The following is a 20,382-nucleotide window of genomic DNA, read 5'->3' as shown; positions in this document are numbered from 1 at the left end:
TAGATTCTAATATAATTACCTTTGGGCGATTTAGGACTCGTTATTAATTTATGTTTCGCTTCGCTATTCCTTCGCCTTTGATGGCAGACTGGCAACACGCTCTGCGACAATGCTGTGATGTAACTCAAGCTCAGGGACAGCTTTATACTCTGAGCGATACTCAGCAGTGGCTATCGACTGAGGTGTCCACCTCAACCCAAAATCATCGTGCTATCGTCGATGTGATAACGCAAGTTGTCGATCACTTTACGCCGACAGATTTTACAGTTAGCCATACCCCCTTTGAAGAGCAAACCTTGAGCATTGGACCGATTTGGCTACCTAATGGCGAATTGCTTGCCGTACTGACACTGACTCACCCTAATGATCAATCAACGGTTGTTTCGGCATGGCTAAGCGCAATCGCGGGGCGGATCAGCTTTGATATCAACTTGCACTGTCAGCAAGAACAAACGCGACATCAAAGCGCGGAAATAAAGCCAACACCTACACTACAAGAGTTTATCGACTGCCTTGAAGACCACGTATGGATAAAAGGCATGGATGGCCTTTATTCGATGACCAACCGAAGCGTAGAAAACGCGTGGCAAAAAACCAACAGTGAAATCATTGGAAAAGACGATTTTGCCCTGTTTAGCCATGAACGTGCGGAAAAATTCATTGATGCCGATAAATTGGTGGTAGCCACTGGCACGCAAAATATTGTTGAAGAATGCCGTCAAATTGATGAAAACAATAACCCCACTTGGCTAGAAACCATTAAGTCTCCTGTCCGTGATCATGCGGGAAACTTAATCGGCATTCTGGGGATGACACGTAACATCACCCGCCGAAAAATGGTAGAAACGCAGCTCTCCTTAGCGTCCCAAATTTTCAACAATTCGCAAGAAGGCATGGTCATTACAGACCGCAATGCCAACATCATTGATGTAAACACGGCTTTTACCCAAATTACAGGTTACCGCTCTGAAGAGGTGATAGGAAAAAACCCACGAATTCTGCGCTCAGGCCATCATGATCAAGGCTTCTATCAACAGTTGTGGCATCAACTCGAAAACAAAGGCCAATGGAAAGGCGAATTCATCAACAGAAAGAAAGATGGCAGCATTTATCCGCAATTAGCGACCATTAGCGCCGTAATGGACGATAAAAACCACCTTATTAACTACATTTGTGTGTTTGAAGATATCTCTGTGCGTAAGGCACACGAAGAAAAGCTGCAGCGCATGGCTTTTTACGATCCATTAACCAATCTACCTAATCGCACCCATTTACTCAGCTTACTCGAACAACACATCGAAACCGGACACAAAAACCAGCAGACGTTTGCCACCCTATTCTTAGATATCGACCATTTCAAACACATCAACGATAGCATGGGCCACTTCTGTGGTGACCAATTGCTGTCTAAGTTAGCGATTCGTCTGCAAGATGTGCTTCACCTCAATGCGCATGTGGCTCGTATTGGCGGCGATGAATTTGTGATTATTTTGCCAGACATCCATAGTGATGTTGCCTTACTGGAAACCGTCGGCGATATTCTAAGCGTATTCCAGCAACCATTCGACTTGGCAAACCATGACTCACTTCGTGTCTCGACAAGTATTGGTATTGCCTTGTACCCAAGAGACGGTCAAGACAGTGAAACCTTACTGAAAAACGCAGACACCGCGATGTACTTAGCGAAGAAAAATGGACGCAACGGCTACGCGTTTTACTCACCGGATTTGACCGATAAATCCGTATCCCATGTACGCATTCAATCCGCTTTGCATCAAGCAATAGAAAAACAACAACTCCGGTTAGAATTCCAACCGCAATACAATTTGGAACAAAATACGATTGTCGGCGTGGAAGCTTTATTACGCTGGCAGCATCCAGAGTTTGGCCTTGTACCACCAGCAGAATTTATTCCAATTGCAGAAAAAACAGGGCTGATTCAAAGCATTGGTGAGTGGGTGTTACAACAAGCCTGTTTGCAAGGTAATGCTTGGCTAGACCAAGGCATCGAGTTTGGCAAAATCGCCGTCAATGTTTCTGCGTTGCAGCTTCAGCAGTCAAATTTCATTCAGCGATTAAGTACTATCCTCGATAACACCGGATACCCTGCCCAACGGGTAGATTTAGAGATCACAGAGAGCTTTTTACTGATCGACCCTCAACAAGCCATTGCATCGTTAAATCAATTACGAGAGCTGGGTATTGAGATTTCTCTGGATGACTTTGGAACTGGCTATTCGTCTTTGTCTTACTTGAAAGGTTTGCCAATCAACAAACTGAAAATTGACCGCTCATTTGTCAGTGATGTCCCAAGTAATAGCGACAGCAACGCGATTGTGAATGCCATTATTGCCATGGGAAAAACGCTGTCGTTGAAAGTCGTCGCGGAAGGGATAGAAACTCGGGAACAAGCCGATTATTTATTCGAAAAAGGCTGTATTTATGGTCAGGGATATTTGTTTAGTCAGCCAGTGAGCGCTGAAAAACTGTTTCGTTGAACCAGCTTGATCCTCAAGTCACTCTCGCGGTGCCACGTCCGCGGAGGTGATTTGTTTTGCTTGATTTTGGGTTGATTGGCATAGCTCTAGACGATCAACCAAAATATTGATACAAACCAGCAACGGCACACCGATCAATAGTCCCATTCCGCCCCAAAGCCAGCCCCAAAAAACAAGCCAAACAAAAATCACTAACGGGTTTAAGTTAAACCTTTTCCCCAATAGTGTTGGTGTAACAAACTGACTTTCAATCAAATTGAGCAGTAAATAGATAGACACCACCGTCAGCATAAAACTGACCGACTCCAACTGAAGATAAGCAACAAAGCCAAAGCTCACCATGGATATGACAGGGCCGAGGTACGGCGCAAAATTCATCACGCCTGCAAATGCGCCCCATAGAAATGGATCTTCAAGGCCTAGAACAAAAAACACGGCCCCAACACTCAACCCCAGCCCCGCATTCACTAAAGTGATGGTGCCAATGTATCGAGATAGGTCTTTCTGTAGCGCTTTGACCAACTCAATCGCTTGGCGCTGTTTGGCGAACCCATGTAAGTAAGACACTGACTTTCGAAATAAGCTTCGTCCATGATTGAGCATAAAGTAAACCATAAACAGCACGATCATCGCTTGTGTCAAAATCGTCGGCGTAGTGGTCGCGAGCGTTTTTACCAAAGAAAATACGGTGTTGTTCCCGACCTCATCCATACTCATATCGGTGGTGATATTCAATGGAGTATTAAGGTGATCAGCCGAAGCTTTAGTCACTTCACTCACTTCTTGCGACACATTTTTCACGATACTGGGCAGCTCAGACCACCATTGCTTGGCGGGCTCCGACATGGCGGCAAGACCAATAATTGAGGCGCCAACTAGAAATGACAGCGTCAACACGACGGTAATAGCACGTGGTAAGCCTTTGTCTTCAAGATAATTAATGAAAGGGCTGCACAGCAGAGAAATAAAGGTGCTAAGCACAATAGGTAACAATATTGGCTTGGCAAAATACAGCCCTGGGACGAGTAACAGGACGAGAAGCGTTGCACCAATCGCAGTGTTGGCAGGAATGTTCAATTTCGCTGTCATAATAAGCTCAGAATCGGTAAGAAAATTTTGCGGTGAAATCCGCTATTAGAGTGGTTCGCCCTCTGTCGTCGCAGCGTTACTTACTTGTGTTGCTGCATTTCCATTTTGCTCCGCACCTGACTCATCCAGAGAAGCTGCCGCGACCGGCTTTGTGAGCGAATCGGTAATATCAGACACGCTGCTAACCAATAGCCCCATTGACGAAATAGAAGAAGTCAGTCGAGACAATCGACTTGCTTTTGCTGCGGTAACGGCAACGACAGCACTAATGCCTAATGTCGTCCAAGGGTTTTCTCTCACAAACTTCTTGGTGGTAAACGTGAACATTTCCATCGACAAACAACATTGCTCTAGAGATGCTTTACCTTCCATCCGCTTGATCCGCATGGCTCGATTGAGCTTTTGTAGCGAGCGCATCCCACCCCTCCTGTAATTGTTCTGTCGTATTTTTGAATCCAAGAAATCCAACTAAACGCTTCTGCCACCAGGCTAAAGCAAATAATGCCAAGCCTAATGATGTGATAAATACACCCACGGCAACATACACGTTGGCAGTTAACTGATAAGCCACCACCCCAGAGGCAAGGCACAAACTGAATACGAACAATACCGACAATAGAGTAAAAACAACGGTACACAGCAAAATCTGACGCACTGCGGACACGTTAACTTTCATCTCCAAGAGGAACAAATCCAACGTTGAACCTGACCATGCTTTTAGCGATGTCGTCAGTTGGTCCAATTGCGCAAGAATGCTGCTCAAACCATTAATGGTCTGTTGGATATCCTGTTCTTCTGCCCCATCAGGGGCTCGGCCGTTGTCTGAAGCCGCCGAGCCTGATTGCTGATTGGTAACTTGCCCTGAGTTATTCATGTGAAGCCTCGCCTTTCTGTTGTGTGGCTTAATCCTTGGTGACCACTATTATTTGATCAGCTTCGAAACCGCCCAACCAGCAAGGAAGGCGCAGCCTATGCTCAGCAATGGGCGCTCCTTGATTACATTTTCTGCCGACTTAGTCGCCTGCTGAACTTGCTGCGCACCTACATCCAGCTTCTCTTTGGCTTGGTCTTTCATCGCGCCAACGGCTTCCGTCGTGGCTTGTTCCGCTAAGTGATATGCTTCTTCTAACTGCTCTTGAGGTTTTACTGTGCTTTCTTTTGTAGTAGCCATAACTAGCCTCCATTAATGAGTTGAATAGTGAATCAAGTGAAACAATGTCTGACCTCACTTATTCCCTACAAAGCCATATCCATGCCAGAATTTTAAGTTATTGTTTTTTATTGATTTTATTTTCATTTCGATAAAAAGTCGTATCTGTACGTGTAATTCTTTCCAAGCTTTCCCCGCCATTCTTGTAATTTTTTCTTAGCGCCTTACCGACTGTTAGCAAGTTATTGCAAAAAAAGATATTAAGTCACTGATTAATAAGACTTAAAACTCATTGGCATACAACCTGCTATTGAAGATGAAACATCGTGTTTGTATTCCATACACTCAAACACCCCTATCACCAGTAAATAAGGAGTGGCATATGAAAAATGAAAACATCGCCTCAATCATTGAGCTTATCGAAAGCGGAAATGAAATTTACAACAAGGCCATCGAGAACATCGACAACACTTCTTTGAATAATGTGTTGGTAGAACTGCTCAGAGTACGTGAGCGTGCAGTCATTGAGCTCACTCCATACTCTCTAGCAAGTAACAATGAAGAATCTGCCGACGACACTCCGGTTTCCTACACCATCAAGGCGCGTGAGGTCTACAGCGACGTGATGAAGGAAGTGTCCTCTGACAAAGAGTCAATGTATTTAGAACAGCTTGAAGGTGTCGAAAGCAAGGTACTCAAAGAGATTGAGAATTTGATTACTTCCCACCCAGAGCAGGCGGATAACTCGGTTCTGCTGAAAGTCCGTAGCGATATAAAAAGCTGCAAAGAAAAACTCAGCAGCATCAGCCTTATTAGCTAAAACCTGGTGGTCGCCTTTGCAATAAAGCTCGGTATTGAGCAAAGAAATGGCCAACTTGCTTTGGCCATTTCTGACAAGCCCACAGGCGCATTAACATAACCATCACGAGAAATGTCCCACGACAATAGTCATAAATAAAGAGGTCACTATGACATTGGATAACAATCGAGTAAGGGAGCTACTCGTAAAAATGACACACCATCGCCAAACGTGTTTGCCTCTCGTTAACCCGCAATCACATATGACACTCGCAAGAGCGGCATATCGATTCGTGAAAATAGAAAAAGTGATGATCAAAAAGATGGCGAAGCTGTTCTTCGATCAAGATGGTGAACAATTCATTGCAGAAAATGCCACCGAATACGGCGTTGCCGAGTTAGGCAATTACAAAGAAATGCATTTTATGAATAAATTACTGTTAGATGATTTAAAAGCCCTGCTTAGAGCCATTGACGACACCAACTTAACCGCACTTGTTTCTTATTGGTTAGCTGCTTTACAAGTTGAAAACGATGAAATTGAAAAGCACTTACCTCAGGGTGAGTAATTGTACTCGCCCTTCTTTCACTTTGTTTAAACCACATCCCCAATCAACCTAGTAAAAGGTGCAGGTAGAAAAAAAGCCGCTGCATCTACTACGCAGCGACCTTGATAGCCTTTTTACGACGCACACCAAATCATCAAACAACACAGAAAAAGCGCCATGTAGAATACGAAGCAAATGGCGCGTTATCCGCGGATTACAGTGTTAAAGCGAAGCTGATTTACGTCTCTGGCTTGGAACAAATACGTTCAATGACTTTGGACGCAGCTTGATTGCTAGTTGCTCATCAGAATACAGTTCACCATCAATCACATACTCAATCGGTTTATTCGCAGAAATAGTGACGCTCTGAGCCGTCGCGTATTGAAAATGTGTCGATTCTTCCTGTGCGCCTACGCTCGTTAATGTCAGATCCGACAAGGCGATAAGACGTCCGCCTAAAGACTCGGTGTTATCTAAATATGTGATATGCAGCTTGCCATCATCAGGCTGCGGCGCATCACCACCTTGGGCAAGCAACGTACTAAATGGAGCGATATTCGCAACGACAAAACTATGGACTTCAAGCGTTTGTGTATTATTGTCGTGGTTTCCATCTTCAGTTGGAGCGTCTAACGAAACGGTTAAAGCTTGCGTTTCTTCCGCCACTACAGCATTAAAAAAGCCAGTGAGGTAAGCGAGTTGTCCAAAAACATTTTTCTCTTCTCGCTGAGCGTGCTCGATCATTTTCTGTTCTAGCCCAATGCCTAAGACCAACAAAATAAGCCGCTGATTACATTCCGCAGTATCAATACGTTGGCAGTGTCCGCCAAGCAACGCTTCACACGCTTTTTCGACCGGTGAGAATTTTGCGCCAACGCCATAGAGCACATGACATAACGCATTGGCAGTTCCGAGCGGAACAATACCGAGTTTTAGGTCGGTATCCACCAATTGGCTCGCCACCTCTGTTACTGTGCCATCGCCACCAGCTACGATGATTTGCTTAGCTCCACTTTCTTTTGCCTGTTGTGTTAGCTGCTCGGCGCTGAGGTTTGTGGTGGTTTGATGAATACTCAAGCGATATTTTTTGGTTAGTTCACGAATCAAGTGCTGTTCGTTTTCCTCCCATTTTCCGCCACCTGCAACAGGGTTAACCACCATCCAAGTGGATTGATCCAGCCCTAGTACGCCTTTTTCACTGATCGCTCGTAACGTTCTAATCTGTAATTTATTCAATCTCGCGGTACTGCGTACGTCATTGATTTTTTTCATCACGGATTCAACCGTCAGTGACGGGTCTTTGCTCAGTAAATACGCCGCCACAACAAACACTGAACGACCACGCCCTAACGCACAATGCACAACCACTGCCCGCGAGCACGAGATTTGAGTATCAATCCAGTTAATCGCATGGCGAAGGCGCTCTAGCGTTGGGGCTTTGTGGTCGAGTACCGGAATCGAAAGGTAATGAAACTGCTTGTCGGTCATCGCACTTTCAAGGCCTGCAAATTCTGCGGTGACATCGACAATACAAGAGATTTCATTGGATTCGAGAAAATCTAAGTCACTCTGAAACAAACGGCGAGATAGGTATAAATTGTCGCTGACTTTTTGGATTGGAGGCACTGTATCACGCCGTCTTTCCCAGGCGTTATACGCTCTAGCCCCCAATAGAAATGGGATGAATGCCCAGCGAATCCACCTGACAATCTTGCCATCTTGGTTTTTTCTAAAAATAGAGGGAATGTCGAATACGTAGGCTACGCTGACCAACGCTAAAGAAAGAGATATCCACAAGAACAGCAGACTAACGATAATTTGAGGCGTATAGATAGCGGCCAATAAACTGATCAGAGCGCCAAGAATATAATATTTGATGATAAACATTCGCTCTCCTTGCCTTCAGCGAGTGCACTTTTTAGTGGAAGTTAGAATACGCGGGGGATTGAGCTTGGATACATGAACTTGAGTAAACGCCTTGATTGAGTGCCTTCCCGTGCCGAAATGGCACGAAAAGGTCCAACACTCTACCTAGCTTGCCATCTCTTCAACATAACCATCCGCTAGTTTCATTTTCTCCTTATCGGTCATTACCTTACCGGCTAACTGGAAGAAACGCTGCTCTTCTTCCTCAAGATGGTGCAACACTTTGTGACGCAAGGTTTTCATTAGGTTGAGCCACGCTGGCGAGCTCATATCGGTTGCATCAAGCTGTGCAATCACTTTATCAATTTCATGATGCTCTGCGATGCCATGGCGAGTGAGATCAATGGTCTTATCGCTATCTATTAAAGGCGCGTAGAAAAACCGCTCTTCTGCCGCTGCGTGCTGTTCGAGTTCCTCTTTAAGGTTGTGATAAAACTCTTCACGAGCAGGGGAATCTCCAGACGTTTCCATCAGAGCATCGAGTAAAAGGCGTTGCTTTTCATGACTCTCTTTCAGTACATCAAATATGTTTTTCATCTTTGACTCCTTACCTGATTGTAAACAATTGGGACAAAAGGAAGGGCGGTGATTGACCGCCCCTCTCTTACATAGCTATGCGTAAAAAACCTAACCTAATTCGGCTAACAGTCTTGGTCTTCAGCGTTTAGGTTTTCTTTAATGTTTTCACATTCATCTTCAATCGCATTTTGGGTTTCTTCGGCGGCTTCATCTATCTTTTTGCCGGCCTGTTCCATTGGCCCTTCTTCACTACAAGCTGCCAACGCAAACACCAAACCGAATACTGCGGCGATACGGTAAATAAATGACGTAAGTCGCATGGAATCTCCTATCTATTTACGTTTTTTCTTCCCAGCAGAACAATCACTATTGATACAATTAATGACAATAGGAATAGGTAAAATATCACTTGCGCGATAGAGGCAGCAGCTCCTGCAATACCGGTAAAGCCTAATAGTGCAGAAATTAGTGCCAGTGCCAGAAAAATAAACATCCAACGAACCATAGTGTTACCTCCTAATAAAAGTGGGTTAAATCACTCGGCTCGCTATTATTGAACCACTTCTAGCTTATCAATCACCTTATTTACGTCATTGGTGTTATTTGCAATTGAAATTGCAAGATCATGCTCCGCATCTGAATTAACTTTACCTGCCAACGTTACCGTTTTGCGTTCTGTCGTTACATCAATATCCGTACCACTCACATTGGTATCCATTAGTAGGCGCGTTTTAACTATAGTCGTGATTTTAGAATCGGTCAGTGTAGCTAAAGCTTCTGAATCAGTTTCTTTCTTGCCTTCATTCACTACTGACAATTCGTTGTTTACTTTTTTCACACCATCAAGACCAGTAACAAGCTCTTCGGCAAGTGATTTTTCAAGATCATTGTTTACCGAACCAGAAAGGGTAACGACCTGATTCTCAACATCGGTATTGATATCAAAAGAGTTGAGATTGCTGTTTAGCAGTAGTGTGGTTTCAGCTTTACCATCTAGCCAAGCGTCCATGGATTCTTTTTCCCATTTATCACTCGCTAAGACTGCTGTAGATGAAGTAGCAAGAACTGACGTAAGTACAATTTTAGCTGCGATGTTATTCATGGTAATTCTCCTTTATTGACGTTGCACTTCCCTAGGAGCAAACCATGTGCCAACTTTATAACTCATTGTTTTTAAGTGACTAATAAAGGAAAGAGGTAAAAATGAGATGAGCAATAAAGTATAAGCATGAATTATTTACACGTAAAAAATGTAATTTTTAATCGGTGATAAAGCCTCCGTCACTTGTGCCTAAATAACCTGATAAAACAGAAAGGCTATTTCTCCAGAATCAATTAATAGCAAAATTATTATTTTAAAAATAAAAATCTGAACAAAAGGAAATATCTACTGATGGCTCTCACCGATATATATCAAAAAGGGGCTAACAACATAAAAATACCGAACAAATCCTTAAATCTATGCTGACAATATTTTGTCTTGTGAAGTGAGAATAATCCACGTACATTGTTTCTGTCATAGTAAAGAGGACATTTCTATGTCGATGCCAAGCCTGTTTCTAAGAATACAAGATCCATCACTTAAAAATGCCATCGCTTCTTGCCAGGAACTGAACAAATTTCGTCTGCATGACATCGATGCCGCAGACCAATGGATTGAAGATTTCCTACAACTCAAACCGGAAGTTGCGATTGTTGAAGTCGCCCACTTTACTAGTGCAGATTATCAACGTCTTTCTAATATCGAAGACATCTACGATATGGACTTGATCATCATTAGCTCTGGCGCTCCAAATGAGAACTTGGATAAGCTGATGAACTTGGGTGCTATTTTTCACTACAGAAAGCCCGTTGATATTGCCATTCTGACGGACACCCTGAGCGAAGTCAGCCAGTACTATCAACACAAACAAGATCAAGGGCGTAAAGTGTCCACCAGCGATCTTGACCAATTTGGTCTTTTGGTCGGCTCTTCCTCTCCGATGCATCAGCTCTATCGTATGATCAGACGCGTTGCTAAAACAGAAGCCAACGTCCTTATTGTCGGTGAAAGCGGATCAGGCAAAGAACTGGTGGCGCAGACCATCCACTTAGCGAGTGAGCGTAAACAACAGCCCTTTATAGCGATTAACTGTGGTGCCATTAGCCCTGAATTGGTTGATAGTGAACTGTTTGGCCATGAGAAAGGCGCTTTTACCGGAGCAAATAAAACTCACCAAGGTGTATTTAAGCAGGCAGAGGGCGGCACCCTATTTTTAGATGAAATCACCGAGATGCCTATCGAGCATCAAGTGAAGCTATTGCGGGTGCTAGAAACCGGAGAGTATCGCCCAGTTGGCAGTAATACAGTTCATATCGCTAATACTCGCATCATTGCTGCTACAAACCGTGATCCTAAAATCGCCATTGAGGAGCAGTTCCTGCGTGAAGATCTGTTTTTCCGGTTATCGCATTTCCCATTAACGATACCGCCACTGCGAGAACGAGGCGGTGATATCGTCGGTCTGGCCAAGCACTTTATCGCGCACCGCAACGCCAATGAGGCAAAAACCAAAACGATTCTTGACTCTGCGATCCAAAAAATCGCTGCACACGACTGGCCAGGTAATGTCCGTGAGCTCAAACACACGATCGAGCGTGCATTTATTTTGGCTGATGACACCATCCGAGATGAACATCTTATCTTCGACACACCACCATTGGAAACAGGCACCAGCATCGAAGACCTTGTTCCGGCGGGCGTTTCGCTAGAAGAGCTAGAAAAAGCCGCCATTCTCAATACCCTTGAAGAGAATCAAGGCAATAAAACGGAATCAGCGCAGGAGTTAGGCATTAGCGTGAAAACGCTCTATAACAAACTCGAAAAGTATCAAGACGAGTAACTCGCTATGGGAATACAAAAAGAGTACTGAATAAAACTCAGTGCTCTTTTTGTATCTTATCTTTTATGCAGTTAGGCTGTGTTTGGTGTTTGATTAAACCCACTGCCCCGCAACAAAACCGCTCGACCAGCACCACTGAAAATTGTAGCCCCCTAGCCAACCAGTCACATCCATCACCTCACCAATAAAATAAAGCCCTTTAATGTCTTTGCATTCCATGGTTTTCGAGGATAAGTGATCAGTATCGACACCGCCGAGTGTCACTTCCGCGGTTCGGTAGCCTTCAGTGCCATTCGGGGCGATATCCCAATGCTCTAGACGCTCCACAATCGCCGCAAGCTCCTTTTGATTGAACTGTTTTAGTGGTTTATCGACTAGCTCTTTACGTTCAATTAAGACTTCAACCAGACGCTTAGGCAGCACTTTGGCAAGCGTATTCTTGAGTGACTGATTTGGATGCTTCTCACGACTGCGTTCTAATAACTCAGCAACATCATCGTTTGGCACAAGATTGATCAACACCTTTTGTCCGGCCCGCCAGAATGAAGAAATCTGTAACACTGCTGGACCAGATAACCCACGATGTGTGAACAACAGGGCTTCTTTGAACATGGTGCCATCTTCAGCCGTAATTTCCGCAGGTACCGCGATACCAGATAACTCAGCAAAGTCTTCTTTGTCTTCTTTATGCAGAGTAAATGGTACAAGCCCTGCCGTGGTTGGGATAACTCGAAGACCAAATTGTTCCGCGACTTTATAACCAAATGGTGTCGCTCCCAGTTTTGGCATCGACAAGCCACCTGTTGCGATAACTAAAGACTCACATTCGACAATCTCAGTACCAGCATGCAAACGAAAGCCTCCATCAATTTTTTCAATCGAATGAACATCGCATTGGTAACGCTGCTCGATGTTCGGCATGTCACACTCAGCTAACAACATCTTCACGATATCTTTGGCCGTAAATGCATCGACACAAAACAACTGGCCGTGATCACGCTCTTCGAACTCAATGCCATGTTTACACACCATCGAGATAAAATCCCAGTTAGTGTATTGGGAGAGCGCCGACTTAACAAAGTGCGGGTTTTGACACAAATAGTGATTAGCTGAAACGTCGTAGTTAGTGAAGTTACAACGACCACCGCCCGAGATAAGGATTTTACGTCCTGGCTTTTTAGCATGATCGAGCACCAAAACACGGCGGCCTCGCTTACCTGCTTCTGCAGCACACATTAAACCTGCTGCGCCTGCGCCAATTACAACAACATCAAATTTCTTACTCATCGGTAGCTCTTAGACTGATTGGTATCGAATCAAAATAAAAAAGGATGTGCACATTGCACATCCTTGCTTTCTAGGCGCGACATTCTACCGACAAATACCGAAAGGGAAAAGCGCTTAAACTCTAAGCACTCTGTATGTACGTAAAATCTCAGACAGAACAACTATCTAGATCATCGACTCTTAGAGAATGAAGGCCGCAAGTAGCGTCACGCCGAGCAACGCGGTCGATAGAACAAACAATTCACGCACTCTTTCACACTTACCAGTAAAAATTTCATCGTGGTGATGATGATATTCTTTACTTTTAATGTAGTGATACAACCTCACCTGCTTGGTGACATTTCCATGAGTGGTAAAAAAACCATTACCATCAACTTGCTGATATAACAGCGGATGCGCTTCACGCATGATATAAATTAGAGAACGAAGAGCGGTGAGATACCGGACCATATTAACTCCAGTTACCACCATTAGCGCAAATAAGATTGTGTCTCCACTGATCATCTTTTCCTCCCTACATCTTCAACAATGCTCAAGAGAAAAAGACGATCAACACTTCGTCTTTACCCGCTACTTACAACGTCCCAAAACGCGTTTACGCAGCTGGAGCATCCATGATTGAAGATGAACCTTCTTTCGCCATTTGTGCTAGATCTTTGTCAATGAAGAACAACGCTTTACCGTCTTCACCTACCAGTTCGATCTTATCTAAAATCCCTTTAAACAACTTCTCTTCTTCGTGCTGTTCTGACACGTACCACTGTAGGAAGTTAAACGTTGAGTAGTCTTGGCTAGTAAATGCAACGTGCGCCAGTTTGTTGATTTTTTCCGTGATCATTTGTTCATGTTCAAATGTCTCGCGGAAAACGTCACCTAGGCTCGCAAAGTCATGCTTTGGCGCATCAATAGCGCCTAAGATTGGCATTGAGCCAGTTTCACTCACGTAAGTGAATAGGCGTTGCATGTGCTCCATTTCTTCTACGGCGTGAGCGCGTAAAAATTCAGCCGCACCTTCAAAACCTTTGTCTTCACACCAAGCACTCATTTGTAAGTATAGATTGGATGAGAAAAATTCTAGGTTAATTTGCTCATTCAATTGTTCGACCATAGTTTGAGACAGCATGTTAACTCCTATTATTGTGCATGCAATATACCCAAGTAACCTCGAAATAAATGACGCTGCGAGAATAGCTTGGTCTGGCAGACACGGCGAAGTTTCACTTCAACTCTAGTCAGTAACACTACGCTTATTTCAGCATATCAAAGTCACTTGGGTATAACGCCACTATAACATGATTACTGAGACAAGACTTTGTACCTACGGCACCGATATGAGATCACTTCAGCAAATTTTTTTTGGGGTTGGTGCTAATCTAAAACTATGACCTTACAAGGAGATAGCAATATGAGTTACAAACACATACTTGTGGCAGTCGACCTTTCAGACGACAGTAAAGTGTTGATTAAGAAAGCCGTATCACTGGCTAAACCTCTGGATGCGAAAGTCTCTTTTATTCACATCGACGTGAACTACGCAGAACTCTACACCGGGCTTATCGATATCAATATGGCAGAAGCGCAACATCAAGCAATGGAAGCATCGCGCACACAATTGGCAAACTTCGCAGAATATGCGCAATACCCAATTGCCCATACTTTAGTCGGTAGTGGCGATTTGAGTAATGAGCTGTGCGATACCATTCAAGACTACAGCATTGATTTGGTGGTTTGTGGTCATCACCAAGATTTCTGGAGCAAGATTCTATCTTCGACTCGACAGCTGATTAACTGCTCACCAGTCGATATGCTGGTCGTACCGCTAAAAGACTGATTGGCGCAACGATAAAACTTGGTTAGACTGCGGGCACATTTGTTGTTGATAAAGATTCTCATCCATGGCTTATCTATCCGCAGTTACCCTACTTTGGGCATTCTCATTTAGCCTGATCGGCGTTTACCTCGCCGGTCAGGTTGATTCTTGGTTCTCGGTGTTCATGCGCGTGGCACTGGCGAGTTTGGTTTTCATTCCCTTTTTGAAATTCCGTGGCGTTAGCAAACCCCTGATCGCGAAACTGATGACTGTCGGTGGCTTCCAGCTCGGTTTGATGTATTGCTTCTACTACCAATCTTTTTTGCTCCTTTCCGTGCCAGAAGTATTGCTGTTCACCGTATTCACACCCATTTACGTCACGCTAATCTATGACTTCTTGAAAGGTCGCTTTTCACCTTGGTACTTAGTTACCGCAGCAATAGCCGTATTTGGTGCCGCCTGGATTAAATTTGCAGGCATTAATGAAGATTTCCTACTGGGCTTTTTGGTCGTACAAGGGGCAAACCTCTGCTTTGCCATCGGTCAGGTGGGCTACAAATATATCATGGAGAGTGAACCCGTCGATTTGCCACAACACACCGTGTTTGGCTACTTCTACTTAGGTGCACTTTGTGTAGCAACCGTGGCTTTCGCGCTCATGGGTAACCTCGACAAACTACCTACCACTGCAACACAATGGGGCATTCTGACATACCTTGGGTTGATTGCTTCTGGTTTTGGTTACTTTGCTTGGAACAAAGGCGCGACTATGGTGAACGCAGGTGCACTGGCAGTAATGAACAATGCATTGGTTCCGGCGGGCTTGATTGTAAACATTGTGATTTGGAACCGCGATGTTGATGTCATGCGACTCGCCATTGGCGGTGCGATCATCATGCTATCCCTATGGATTAACGAAACCTGGGTGAAAAAGCGCGTAGAGATGAGTTACGCCAATAAGTAACGCAGCTAATCCTATAAACATTTCGACAATAAAAAACGCTCTCCGACTGGAGAGCGTTTTTTGTTTGATTAATGCACTTTGGCTTGTGAGATTGCGTTCATCAAAGCATTAGGTGGCGTTGGCAGCAACACTTCTAGTTTCGCATTGCGCGCTTCAAGCTTGCGCTGACGCTTAAGTAACTTTTGTTGTTTTTTCGCCACTTTTAGCAACTTCTTTTGCTGCTTATAGTGCTTTTTCAGTGTTTTTTTCGCTTTCTTGAGCGATTTTTTATCCGCTAAATCAAACCATACTGGTGCGTCGGCTCTTACTGGCTCCGGAGATTTTTCGGCTTGTTTTTTCTCTTTCACACGCTCAACAACACGCCTCACAATCGCGGCTTTTTCGTTGCTTTGTTTAGTGGTCACTGGAATCGCTTGTGCTGGCAGAGCTTCAACCAATAAGCCACATGCTTGTTGCTCACTCAATGGCTTGTCTTGGCATTTTTGTGGAGGAATTGCGGCTGGCTTACAAAGGGTATCTTTGGCCGATGAAGAGCGTGCGCAAGAACGACAAACGAATTTTGGTGCGACAACTAAACGATGGATATCACCAAGTTCTGCCGCGATCTGTTTGCGACTCATTTTACATAAACGTTTAGCCATTCTACTACTCCAGCTTCCCAGTTATCGACCGCATCACAACAAGTGAAATAATAATAATTCTTAGTTAGATATACAGTCAGGGAAGGGAATTAGCAAGAGAAAACTATCAATAGAGACGAGGAAAGAGAGGCTGAGTCACAGCACGACACACCGTACTGTGACAAGAAAAGTTGAGCCGTCAGGAAGTTATGCCATCGATGCTTTAACGTAGACATCGAAGCGATTTTTTTTCGTTTCAATCGCCATGGTCGGTTTTTTCTCGTTCAGCCAGTTAGCATAGTCTGGGCGTTTAACTACTACACGCTTTGTGGCTAACGCCATGGCTGGTTCTAGTAGGCCATCGGCGTCCAAATCGGCGCCAACCAACGATTGGAAAACGCGCATTTCTTTTTTTACGAGCGCCGACTTCTTTTTATTTTCTGGGTGCGGATACATCGGGTCAAGATACACCACATCTGGCTGGACAAAGTCTTTATCTTGCGCCAATTGCTCTAGCGCATCATGGCTAGAAGCATGGATTAGCGACATGCGCTCAGATACCCAGGTGCCGATTTCGGAGTCTTGTTTCGCTCGAGCCAAGCCATCATCTAACAAAGCGGCTACGACTGGATGGCGCTCGACCATCTGCACTTTACAACCTAGCGAGGCGAGCACAAACGCATCACGACCAAGACCTGCCGTGCCGTCTAACACGGTTGGCGTTGCCCCTTTGTTCAAACCCGCCGCTTTCGCAATTGCCTGGCCTTTACCACCACCGAACTTGCGACGATGACCGACCGCACCACCAATCAAATCCACAAAGATTGCACCCAGCTTTGGCTCATCCACTTTACGTAGCTCCAAACGCTCGGTGGTTAGCACCAAAGCAAAATCGCTATCGTCAGTGTGAGAAAGCTGCCAACGCGCAGCGAGTTCATCAAGATGAGATTGTTGAGACGGGTTTTCACAGATCAATTGCAGTTGCAAAAGGAGGCTCCAATAAAAATCGAGGTAACTGGCGCTGAGTGTATACCTAAGTTACCTATTAATGCTAGGTTGAGCTTGCTACGCAGAGGTTATACAACCGTCAGTTGCTCCACTAGCTCAGAAAGCGGCTTAGGATGGCCAATACCGTAGCCTTGGCCGTAGTCCACACCGAGGTCTATCAAATGCTGCATAACCTGGTCATTTTCGACAAACTCCGCCACCGTCACTTTACCGAGCTGTTTCGCCAAGTCATTGATTGAACGAACCATCACGCGGTCCATTTCATTTACGTTGATATCTTGCACGAAAAGACCATCAATTTTCACAATATCGACAGGAAGTTTCTTTAAGTAACCAAATGAAGATAATCCAGATCCGAAATCATCCAATGCAATCATGCAACCCAAAGCCTTTAGCTTGGTAAACAGCTCAATGGCTTGATCCAGATTACTCATCGCCGCTGTCTCGGTGATTTCTAAGCAGATTTTTTCACACGGCAGAGTCGAACTTTCCAATCGATCCAATAAGAAGTCAATAAACTCTTGATTCCCCATAGATTGACCTGAAAGGTTTATCGAACAGCGACCAAGCTGTTCAACCACCTCAGGACGCTGTTCAAACCACTCTAGTGTTTGAGTAATAACCTGCTTATCAATCCAATGGGCAATGTTGTAACGCTCGGAAGCAGGGATAAACAGCGCAGGAGAAACATAATCACCGTACCCATTGCGAATACGCACCAAAATCTCAAAATACATTTGAGTCTCGTGCTTTTGTAAGCTTTTTATCGGTTGAGCAAACAGTTCTAAACGTTGATTCGACAATGCCTCATGCACCAAATTGACGCTCTGCATTTCCATCTGACGACGCTGCAACTCTTCGTTATCTAAGCTGAATAGATTATAGCGGTTACGGCCTTGCTCTTTAGCGGCGTGACAAGCAGAGTCTGCTTGAGCGTGCACCATTTGTGGCGTATCAGCGGTATGATCGATGATACGGATACCAATTGAGCAACTGATGAACAGGCGTGTGTCTTCCCAAATAAAGAGGTGTTCGCTTAGTGTCGAGATGATCAGTTTGGCAATATTGATGGCGCCATATTCGTCACAGTCTTTGAGTAACACCGCAAACTCATCGCCTCCCATTCGAGCCAAGATGGAATTGTACGGCAGAACGCCTTCCAGCATACTTGCGCAGAATTGAATCGCCGCATCACCTGCATCATGCCCAACCGTATCATTGAGGACTTTTAGTTGATCTAAGTCGAGGTACAACATGGCGTGGACTCGACGATGGCTGTCCACTTCGCACAGTGCGGTCTTAAGCTCTAGTTCAAAGTGGTTTCTGTTGTAAGTCCCCGTCAGTAAGTCATAGCGAGCTTGGTATTCCAATTTCTCGGAAAGCAGTTTGGTTTCGGTAATATCTTCGCCCACAATCAGCAGTTGCTCAGATTCACTCAGCGGACGAATATTCTCGCGCACCCAAACACGATGACCATTTGCATGACGATACTCGACTTCACGTCGCCAAACACCATGCACTTGCTGGTTGGGTTGCAATAACACTTGGCGAGGGAACAGCACTTTGTCATCAAAATAGAACTCCCTCAGGCGATGTCCGAGCATGTCCATCGGTTTGTAGCCAAGAAGTAGTTGAGCAAATCGATTCACTTCTTGAATTCGGTTATTACTATCAAGCGTCACCATCATCACGGGCTGCTGCTCATAATAGTTGCGTAGGGTTGACTCACGTTGGTAGAGCTTGTCCTCCATCAATTTACGACTGGTAATATCGCGCGCTTCAAACAAGTATTGCTTATGATTCCCTACTTGCTGAGAAAAAGGCTTGAGCGAAACTTCTAACACCAATGCGCCGTGTTCTTTACTCCAAATTTCAGCTTCAAACGTCGACACTTGATGGTGAGGCGCGTGGAAATACTCCTCAAGCAACGCTTGTGCTTTTTCACTCCAGTTGGGGTGAAACCAAAGTGGTCGGTCTAAACGCAGTCCTTGGTGATAAAGTAAGGATTGAAGGTGATCGTTGCCCGATTTAAGCACACCGTTGGCATCCAAAATGCCCATATACTGCATGCTCTGATCGAAAATCGATTCTAGAATAGCCTGGCTTTCTCGCGCAGCGCTCTCACTTCGACGCATCCGCTGTAAATAATAACCCATCAGCAAAATGACCACCGACATCACCACAAACAGGCTACCAAACAGGCGAATTTCCTTGGCAAAACGTTCAGAAAGCTTCATTGGCTTATTAAAAAATACCGCAGAAACCTCTTGTTCAGCCCCCAATCCCCAACGCGCTACCGCTTGGTAATCGAGCTTTATTTCAGAATCACTTTTTTTCACGGCAGGCAGAGGCTGATCAGGGTTATCCAAAACGAACTCAAGCATCTCTGCGCTCTCAATACCATGCCGATAACCACTTTGAATAACCCCTCCAACTGCGCCATGACCCAAACCAATGTCATGCACCATAAACAGCGGCGCGTTTGAGACTTTGTTGACACCAACCCAGTCACGCTCGCTGCCAACCATACCTTGTTTATCTCGGTAATAGGTCCAGAACAAGACGACTTTATCGGAACTCAGTTTTGCGACTTGTTGTTTTAGATCGATGATGCTGTCTGGGACAAGTTGTACGATTTTGTCTCGATATTGCGGGAACTTGAGGACAAAATTGTCGATTTGATAACGCAACACCTCACCGGTCACCGAGTGGTCACTGACGATGAGAACTTGTGTGTAGTTCGGATGTAAGCGCTCAATAAGAGCGAGATTCGCTTCCAAATCGACATCTTCCATGACTCCGGTTGCATTCAGAGAACGATGTAAAGAAGGATGGTAGTTATTAATGCCGTTAAATATAACTGGGGTGTCTTTGATGATTGGGGCCAAACGCTGCATGAGTTCAAGTGCATTGTTATCGCTCACTAAAATGGCATCGAATCGCTCTTTGCGTAATTTCGTAAGATATAAGGATTTTAGTTGTGCAAAAAACTGCTCACTCTGGTTACGTTTCGAGTCTAGATAGAGCACACGCATGTCCAGCGCTCGATCGCCCAGCTGTTGCTCGATGCCTCGCTGTATGGAGTCCGTCCAGAAAAAACCCTGATGATAGGAGTGCACGACCAACACCTTCGGATCTGAGGCCGTAGCAAACGCGCTCCAACATAGCGCGGCAATAACCAGAAAACGCTGCACATTATCTCCATAGCTCGGAGTTAACCCGCAGTTACTCCTGCCAAACCTTGTGAATCCTATCCGCTATGAGTATAAAAGGGAGGTAAAAC

The 20,382-nt window shown here is 44.8% G+C and carries 21 protein-coding genes; 6 read left to right on the top strand and 15 right to left on the bottom strand.

Annotated elements, in window-relative coordinates:
* Window positions 1-50: 50 nt before the first annotated feature.
* Window positions 51-2,498 carry an EAL domain-containing protein gene (locus R7Z47_RS16225; protein WP_262606840.1) on the top strand — a complete coding sequence of 816 codons (2,448 nt, stop codon included), beginning with the start codon at window positions 51-53 and terminating at the stop codon, window positions 2,496-2,498.
* Between the two features lie 18 nt (window positions 2,499-2,516).
* Here the strand turns inward: R7Z47_RS16225 and R7Z47_RS16220 are convergent, their stop codons facing one another.
* Genes R7Z47_RS16220 through R7Z47_RS16205 form a run of 4 tightly spaced genes read right to left on the bottom strand, consistent with a single transcriptional unit; the run spans window position 2,517 to window position 4,758 of the window.
* Window positions 2,517-3,587 (bottom strand): AI-2E family transporter, encoded by a 1,071-nt coding sequence (locus tag R7Z47_RS16220; RefSeq protein ID WP_213963090.1) that lies wholly within the window; start codon window positions 3,585-3,587, stop codon window positions 2,517-2,519.
* Window positions 3,588-3,632: 45 nt separating this feature from the next.
* Window positions 3,633-3,959, bottom strand: coding sequence for a hypothetical protein (locus R7Z47_RS16215; RefSeq protein WP_213963091.1), 327 nt, complete (start codon window positions 3,957-3,959; stop codon window positions 3,633-3,635).
* Window positions 3,949-4,461, bottom strand: coding sequence for a phage holin family protein (locus R7Z47_RS16210; protein ID WP_213963092.1), 513 nt, complete (start codon window positions 4,459-4,461; stop codon window positions 3,949-3,951). The genes R7Z47_RS16215 and R7Z47_RS16210 overlap by 11 nt, the downstream gene beginning before the upstream one ends.
* Before the next feature lie 48 nt (window positions 4,462-4,509).
* Entirely contained in the window at window positions 4,510-4,758 is a 249-nt protein-coding gene (locus R7Z47_RS16205) for a hypothetical protein (RefSeq protein WP_005379196.1), read from the bottom strand.
* 361 nt (window positions 4,759-5,119) lie between these two features.
* Between R7Z47_RS16205 and R7Z47_RS16200 the strand changes: the two genes are divergently transcribed.
* Together R7Z47_RS16200 and R7Z47_RS16195 are read left to right on the top strand one after the other, a co-directional pair.
* Window positions 5,120-5,557 (top strand): DUF2383 domain-containing protein, encoded by a 438-nt coding sequence (locus R7Z47_RS16200; protein WP_005379194.1) that lies wholly within the window; start codon window positions 5,120-5,122, stop codon window positions 5,555-5,557.
* Window positions 5,558-5,705: 148 nt separating this feature from the next.
* Complete coding sequence (locus tag R7Z47_RS16195) at window positions 5,706-6,104, top strand: hypothetical protein (RefSeq protein WP_005379193.1); 399 nt, start codon at window positions 5,706-5,708, stop codon at window positions 6,102-6,104.
* A gap of 201 nt (window positions 6,105-6,305) precedes the next feature.
* On the opposite strand, the gene R7Z47_RS16190 is transcribed toward R7Z47_RS16195, so the two are convergent.
* The 5 genes from R7Z47_RS16190 to R7Z47_RS16170 all read right to left on the bottom strand — a co-directional run bounded on the left by R7Z47_RS16190 (window position 6,306) and on the right by R7Z47_RS16170 (window position 9,630).
* The gene (locus tag R7Z47_RS16190; RefSeq protein ID WP_062730778.1) at window positions 6,306-7,970 is read right to left on the bottom strand and encodes a diacylglycerol kinase family protein; all 1,665 of its coding nucleotides are present in this window, start codon (window positions 7,968-7,970) and stop codon (window positions 6,306-6,308) included.
* A gap of 144 nt (window positions 7,971-8,114) precedes the next feature.
* Complete coding sequence (locus tag R7Z47_RS16185) at window positions 8,115-8,546, bottom strand: hemerythrin domain-containing protein (protein WP_154204927.1); 432 nt, start codon at window positions 8,544-8,546, stop codon at window positions 8,115-8,117.
* A 104-nt stretch (window positions 8,547-8,650) separates the two neighbouring features.
* Window positions 8,651-8,848 (bottom strand): hypothetical protein, encoded by a 198-nt coding sequence (locus R7Z47_RS16180; protein ID WP_005379178.1) that lies wholly within the window; start codon window positions 8,846-8,848, stop codon window positions 8,651-8,653.
* An 8-nt stretch (window positions 8,849-8,856) separates the two neighbouring features.
* Window positions 8,857-9,033: a DUF1328 family protein gene (locus tag R7Z47_RS16175; RefSeq protein ID WP_005379177.1), complete on the bottom strand. Its 177-nt coding sequence runs from the start codon at window positions 9,031-9,033 to the stop codon at window positions 8,857-8,859.
* Window positions 9,034-9,078: 45 nt separating this feature from the next.
* Window positions 9,079-9,630, bottom strand: coding sequence for a BON domain-containing protein (locus tag R7Z47_RS16170; protein ID WP_005379174.1), 552 nt, complete (start codon window positions 9,628-9,630; stop codon window positions 9,079-9,081).
* A 436-nt stretch (window positions 9,631-10,066) separates the two neighbouring features.
* Here R7Z47_RS16170 and R7Z47_RS16165 point away from each other — a divergent pair, with 436 nt between their 5' ends.
* Window positions 10,067-11,410: a sigma-54 interaction domain-containing protein gene (locus R7Z47_RS16165; RefSeq protein ID WP_005382945.1), complete on the top strand. Its 1,344-nt coding sequence runs from the start codon at window positions 10,067-10,069 to the stop codon at window positions 11,408-11,410.
* A 93-nt stretch (window positions 11,411-11,503) separates the two neighbouring features.
* On the opposite strand, the gene R7Z47_RS16160 is transcribed toward R7Z47_RS16165, so the two are convergent.
* From R7Z47_RS16160 to ftnA, 3 genes are all read right to left on the bottom strand, one after another.
* A complete protein-coding gene (locus R7Z47_RS16160; RefSeq protein ID WP_065274997.1) occupies window positions 11,504-12,697 on the bottom strand; it encodes an NAD(P)/FAD-dependent oxidoreductase in 1,194 nt (397 codons plus the stop codon).
* Window positions 12,698-12,877: 180 nt separating this feature from the next.
* Window positions 12,878-13,201, bottom strand: coding sequence for a universal stress protein UspB (gene uspB, locus R7Z47_RS16155; RefSeq protein ID WP_005379169.1), 324 nt, complete (start codon window positions 13,199-13,201; stop codon window positions 12,878-12,880).
* A gap of 91 nt (window positions 13,202-13,292) precedes the next feature.
* Complete coding sequence (gene ftnA / locus R7Z47_RS16150) at window positions 13,293-13,820, bottom strand: non-heme ferritin (protein WP_005379167.1); 528 nt, start codon at window positions 13,818-13,820, stop codon at window positions 13,293-13,295.
* Between the two features lie 282 nt (window positions 13,821-14,102).
* Between ftnA and uspA the strand changes: the two genes are divergently transcribed.
* On the top strand, window positions 14,103-14,528 hold the full coding sequence (gene uspA, locus R7Z47_RS16145; protein WP_005379165.1) for a universal stress protein UspA: 426 nt from the start codon (window positions 14,103-14,105) through the stop codon (window positions 14,526-14,528).
* 64 nt (window positions 14,529-14,592) lie between these two features.
* Complete coding sequence (locus tag R7Z47_RS16140; protein ID WP_017635030.1) at window positions 14,593-15,471, top strand: carboxylate/amino acid/amine transporter; 879 nt, start codon at window positions 14,593-14,595, stop codon at window positions 15,469-15,471.
* Window positions 15,472-15,539: 68 nt separating this feature from the next.
* On the opposite strand, the gene R7Z47_RS16135 is transcribed toward R7Z47_RS16140, so the two are convergent.
* From R7Z47_RS16135 to R7Z47_RS16125, 3 genes are all read right to left on the bottom strand, one after another.
* Window positions 15,540-16,112: a hypothetical protein gene (locus R7Z47_RS16135; protein WP_104975734.1), complete on the bottom strand. Its 573-nt coding sequence runs from the start codon at window positions 16,110-16,112 to the stop codon at window positions 15,540-15,542.
* A 186-nt stretch (window positions 16,113-16,298) separates the two neighbouring features.
* Window positions 16,299-17,078 carry a class I SAM-dependent methyltransferase gene (locus R7Z47_RS16130; RefSeq protein WP_053349765.1) on the bottom strand — a complete coding sequence of 260 codons (780 nt, stop codon included), beginning with the start codon at window positions 17,076-17,078 and terminating at the stop codon, window positions 16,299-16,301.
* An 89-nt stretch (window positions 17,079-17,167) separates the two neighbouring features.
* Window positions 17,168-20,293, bottom strand: coding sequence for an EAL domain-containing protein (locus R7Z47_RS16125; RefSeq protein WP_262606839.1), 3,126 nt, complete (start codon window positions 20,291-20,293; stop codon window positions 17,168-17,170).
* Window positions 20,294-20,382: the final 89 nt, after the last annotated feature.

The organism is Vibrio sp. 1641 (assembly GCF_033339995.1).
GTDB lineage: Bacteria > Pseudomonadota > Gammaproteobacteria > Enterobacterales > Vibrionaceae > Vibrio > Vibrio alginolyticus.
This window is presented reverse-complemented; position numbering and strand designations above follow the sequence as displayed.